Annotated in this window: 4 protein-coding genes; 1 reads left to right on the top strand and 3 read right to left on the bottom strand. The window is 72.2% G+C overall.

All coding sequences use genetic code 11. From position 1 onward, the window contains the following. Positions 1–410 precede the first annotated feature (410 nt). Positions 411–1418: a stage II sporulation protein M gene (locus QC029_RS30165; protein ID WP_279559030.1), complete on the bottom strand. Its 1008-nt coding sequence runs from the start codon at positions 1416–1418 to the stop codon at positions 411–413. A gap of 142 nt (positions 1419–1560) precedes the next feature. Between QC029_RS30165 and QC029_RS30170 the strand changes: the two genes are divergently transcribed. Further along, a complete protein-coding gene (locus QC029_RS30170) occupies positions 1561–2529 on the top strand; it encodes an RDD family protein (RefSeq protein ID WP_279559031.1) in 969 nt (322 codons plus the stop codon). 26 nt (positions 2530–2555) lie between these two features. Here QC029_RS30170 and QC029_RS30175 read toward each other — a convergent pair whose 3' ends face one another. Both QC029_RS30175 and ahcY read right to left on the bottom strand, forming a co-directional pair. Continuing rightward, positions 2556–3170, bottom strand: a complete 615-nt coding sequence (locus tag QC029_RS30175; RefSeq protein ID WP_279559032.1) for a hypothetical protein — start codon at positions 3168–3170, stop codon at positions 2556–2558. Between the two features lie 88 nt (positions 3171–3258). Further along, positions 3259–4728, bottom strand: a complete 1470-nt coding sequence (gene ahcY / locus QC029_RS30180; protein ID WP_279559033.1) for an adenosylhomocysteinase — start codon at positions 4726–4728, stop codon at positions 3259–3261. Positions 4729–5099 lie beyond the last annotated feature (371 nt).

Raw genomic sequence — 5099 nt, forward strand, 5'->3', positions numbered from 1 at the left:
TGTGTTTCAAAGGAACCTCGCCCCTCGGCCGTCTGCCGGCCGCGGGAACGGGGTATCAACATATCTGGCGTTGACTTTTGGCACGCTGTTGAGTTCTCAAGGAACGGACGCTTCCTTCGGCACCCCTACTCGGGGCCCCTCCGGGCGCTTCCCTTCGGTGTTTCCAACTCTATCAGATTCGCTTCGGCCGATTGAAATCGACTTCGCTTTCCGACAGGAATTCGGAGTGCTCCGCCGGAGCCTTCGGCTCCCGGCCGGAGCCGGACAGATATTCATCCATCTACCCTCGAGGGTACCACCCTCCGGGCAACTTCAGAAATCTACCTCCCGCAGAGCTCCCTGTCAAGGGCGCCCTCCGGAACGATCAGAACCGTAGCAGGTTCGGGGGCCTGAGTGCACATCGGCTCGCGTCAGGCCGCCAGGGGTGCCTCGGCGGAACGGTCGGAGGCGTCGACGTCCCCCGCCTCGCCCCTGCGCACCGCCCTGGCCCCCAGTACGTAGACGTAGACCAGGAAGGCCAGCTCGGCGACGACGCCGATGGCGATCCGGGCCCAGGTGGGCAGTCCGGAGGGGGTCACGAAGCCCTCGATGACACCCGAGACGAAGAGCACGGCGGCGAGGCCGAGCGCCATGCCGATGGCCGCGCGCCCCTCCTCCGCCAGGGCCGTTCGCCGGCTGCGCGGTCCCGGGTCGACGACCGTCCAGCCCAGGCGCAGACCCGTGCCGGCCGCGACGAAGACGGCGGTCAGTTCGAGCAGGCCGTGCGGGAGGATCAGGCCGAGGAAGGTGTCCAGACGGCCCGCCGAGGTCATCAGGCCGATCCCGATCCCGATGTTCAGCATGTTCTGGAACAGCACCCACAGCACCGGTATTCCCAGGAAGGCGCCGAAGATCAGGCAGATCGCCGCCGCCTGGGCGTTGTTCGTCCACACCTGGGCGGCGAAGGAGGCCGCCGGGTTGCTGGAGTAGTAGGTCTCGTACTGACCGCCGGGGCGGGTGAGCTCGCGGAGTTCCTCCGGGGCCGCGATGGCGGCCTGGACCTCGGGGTGGGTCCCGATCCACCAGCCGATGAGGACGGCGACCAGGGTGGACAGCAGGGCCGTCGGCACCCACCAGTGCCGGGCGCGGTAGACGGCGGCCGGGAAGCCGGCCGTGAAGAAGCGCGCCATGTCGTGCCAGGTGGCGCGGCGGGTGCCCGTGACCGCGCTGCGGGCACGGGCGACGAGCGAGGTGAGGCGTCCCGTCAGCGCGGGGTCGGGAGCGGTGGACTGGATCAGCGACAGGTGGGTGGAGGTGCGCTGGTAGAGGGCGACGAGCTCGTCCGCCTCGGCTCCGGTGAGGCGGCGTCGGCGGCGCAGCAGCTCCTCCAGGCGGTCCCACTCGGCCCGGTGGGCGGTGACGAAGACATCGAGGTCCATGGGGAGAGCTTTTCAGATGGGTACGCGGTCGGTCTCGGGCTGCTTGGCGGTCGGCCGACCGCGGGCGGCAGACTGTCCGTACCCGGCGTACGGCGTGCGGAACGTGCGAGGGGCCGCGGCGAGGGCGAGGAGGGCGTACCGGGTGAGTCAGCTCGTGACGGGTGATGCGGTGGTACTCGGGCTGCGGCCCGCGAGGCTGCCGAGCCGTGCCCTGGCCGTGTTCATCGATCTGGTCGTGCTCTGGGGCGTCTACCTGGCGCTGTCGATGGCGGTGCTGTCGGCCGCCGGCTCCCTGGACGACGCGGCCACCGCGGCGATCGCCGTCGCGCTGCTGGTGCTGGTCCTGATGGGCGGGCCGGTCGCGGTCGAGACGCTGAGCCACGGCCGCTCGCTGGGGAAGATGGCGTGCGGGCTGCGGGTGGTGCGGGAGGACGGCGGGCCGATCCGCTTCCGGCACGCGCTGGTGCGCGGGGCGCTGGGGTTCGTCGAGATCCAGATGACGGTGGGGGTCGTCGCGTGCGTCGCCTCGCTGGTGTCCGCGCGGGGGCGGCGGCTCGGGGACGTGTTCGCCGGAACGCTGGTGGTGCGGGAGCGGATACCGGTGGCGCGACCGGTGCCGGTGCCGCCTCCGCCGCCGTGGGTGGCCGGGCACTTCGCGGGACTGGACCTGTCGCGGGTGCCGGACGGGCTGTGGCTGGCCGTACGGCAGTACCTGCTGCGGGCGGACCAGCTCGATCCGCAGGTGGGCTGGTCGATGGCGCAGCGGCTGGCGGCCGACGTGGCCGGCTTCACCGGGGCGCCGGTGCCGGAGGGCATGCCGCCGGCCGCGTACCTGTCCGGTGTGGTGGCCGAGCGGCAGGGGCGTGACGCGCGGCGGGCCTTCGGGGCCCGGCCGGACGCGGGGCGGCCGGGCGCCGCTCCCCCGCCCGCCGCCTCCGGGTGGGCCGCTCCCCCCTCCCCCGCTCCTCCGCCCGCCGCGCCGTCCCCCGTTCCCCCGGCGCCCGCGCCGCAGCGGCCGTCGTCCGGCGGCGGTGCGGAGGAGCGGGGGACGCAGGGGACGCAGGGGACGCAGCCGGGTGAGCGGCGCACCGGTTTCGTGCCGCCGGCCTGAGACCGACCGGGCCGGCCGGCCCGGGGTCAGCCGAACGCCGAGGGCGGGGACTCCAGGTCCTCCAGCTCGATCCCGGGAGCGGCCAGGACGACGTCCCCGGCGATGTGGACGGAGTGCCGCTCGCCCGTCTCCAGGTCGCTGACCTGGTAGTGGTCCACGGTCAGCGGGCCGTTGTCGGTGGCGTGCGCTTCGCTGTCCACCAGCGCCCAGGCCTGGTCGAGGGTGCGGGGGGCGAGGACGGGGGGCGCGAAGGCGACGAGGCGGACGCGGGTGGGCGGTGCGCCGGGTGCGGGACGCAGCAGCCGGGCCGCGGCGACGAGGAAGGCGGGGGACGCGCCGGTGAAGGCGTGGGCGGAGGCGTTGCCCTCGCGCGCGTGTTCACCGGCCTGGTCGGTGCGGACCCAGGTGACGCCGTCGAGGGCGGCGCCGCGCACCTGCCAGTGGGGGGTGGTCAGTTCGAGGCGGAGGGGCCGGCCGAGGTCGTCGAGGGTGAGGTCGACCGAGCCCGTGCGGTCCCCCGAGGGTGCGGTGAGCTGCGAGACGTACCGCCAGCCGGAGGGGCCGGTGGCGCACTGGAAGTGCTCCTCGCCGAGGGGGGCGCGGTCGTGCGGGTCGTGGAGTGAGTAGCGGCCGCAGGGCATGGTGGGGTCCTTACGGGTCAGGCCCCCGCCGTGGAGCGGGGGCCTGACGGTGTCGCGTACCTGCTGTGTGACGTGGAGGTGACGTGGATCAGTAGCGGTAGTGGTCGGGCTTGTAAGGGCCCTCGACCTTCACGCCGATGTAGGCGGCCTGCTCCGGGCGCAGGGTGGTCAGCTTGGCGCCGAGGGCCTCCAGGTGGAGGCGGGCGACCTTCTCGTCCAGGTGCTTGGGCAGCACGTACACGCCGACCGGGTACTGGTCGGGCTTGGTGAACAGCTCGATCTGGGCGATGGTCTGGTTGGCGAAGCTGTTGGACATCACGAACGACGGATGCCCGGTGGCGTTGCCCAGGTTCAGCAGCCGGCCCTCGGAGAGCACGATGATCGCGTGGCCGTCGGGGAAGGTCCAGGTGTGGACCTGCGGCTTGACCTCGTCCTTGACGATGCCGGGGATCGCGGCCAGGCCCGCCATGTCGATCTCGTTGTCGAAGTGGCCGATGTTGCCGACGATCGCCTGGTGCTTCATCCGCTCCATGTGGGAGGCGAGGATGATGTCCTTGTTGCCGGTGGTGGTGACGAAGATGTCGGCGCTCTCGACGACGTCCTCCAGGGTGGCGACCTGGTAGCCGTCCATGGCGGCCTGCAGCGCGCAGATCGGGTCGATCTCGGTGACGATCACCCGCGCGCCCTGGCCGCGCAGCGACTCCGCGCAGCCCTTGCCGACGTCGCCGTAGCCGCAGACCACGGCCACCTTGCCGCCGATGAGGGTGTCGGTGGCCCGGTTGATGCCGTCGATCAGCGAGTGGCGGCAGCCGTACTTGTTGTCGAACTTCGACTTGGTCACCGAGTCGTTGACGTTGATCGCCGGGAAGAGCAGGGCGCCCTCGCGCTGCATCTCGTACAGCCGGTGCACGCCGGTGGTGGTCTCCTCGGTCACCCCGCGGATCTCCGAGGCCAGCCGCGTCCACTTGGTGGGGTCCTCGCGCAGGGTGCGGCCCAGGAGTTCCAGGATGACCCGGTGCTCCTCGCTCTCGGCCGTGGACGGGTCGGGGGCGGCGCCGTCCTTCTCGTACTCCACGCCCTTGTGGACGAGCAGGGTGGCGTCACCGCCGTCGTCCAAGATCATGTTCGGGCCGCCGGTGGAGGCGTCGGGCCAGGTCAGCGCCTGCTCGGTGCACCACCAGTACTCCTGGAGCGTCTCGCCCTTCCAGGCGAAGACGGGCACGCCGCGCGGGTCCTCGGGGGTGCCGTCGGGGCCGACCGCGATCGCCGCGGCGGCGTGGTCCTGGGTGGAGAAGATGTTGCAGGAGGCCCAGCGCACCTGCGCGCCCAGCGCCACCAGGGTCTCGATCAGCACGGCCGTCTGCACGGTCATGTGCAGCGAACCGGTGATGCGGGCGCCCTTCAGGGGCTGCTGCTCGGCGTACTCGCGGCGGATCGCCATCAGACCGGGCATCTCGTGCTCGGCCAGCGTGATCTCCTTGCGGCCGAACGCGGCCAGGGACAGGTCCGCGACCTTGAAGTCCCGCACGGCGCCGGTCGAAGTGTCGGTCGTTGTCATCAGGAAGCTGCTCCTCGGTCGGTCGAGGTGGTACGGCTGGCTGGTCTGCGGCAGCGGGCAGGTGCGTGGGAGCGGACACACCGGTGGTGCACCGTCGTGTGCCGTCGTCACCGTACGCACTTCACGGACGTACGTGTCCCCTGACCGCAGCGCAGTCCGTCGGAGGCCCTCTCTCCCTCGGCCGGCCCGTGTGGCCGCCCGACCGCCATCAGCAGCGACGTCTGTGCCCTCACGAGGCTACACGTTCGGCATGTCACCCGGACGGGTTCGGGGCCGGGGCGCGGGCCGGCAGCGTGAGGTTTCGGTCACGGGGGCGGGGGGTGCGGGCGGAGGTGGGGCGCGGGAACGCGGGAGGCGGCCCGGGCATCCGC

Source organism: Streptomyces sp. DH37 (assembly GCF_029813835.1).
Taxonomy (GTDB): domain Bacteria; phylum Actinomycetota; class Actinomycetes; order Streptomycetales; family Streptomycetaceae; genus Streptomyces.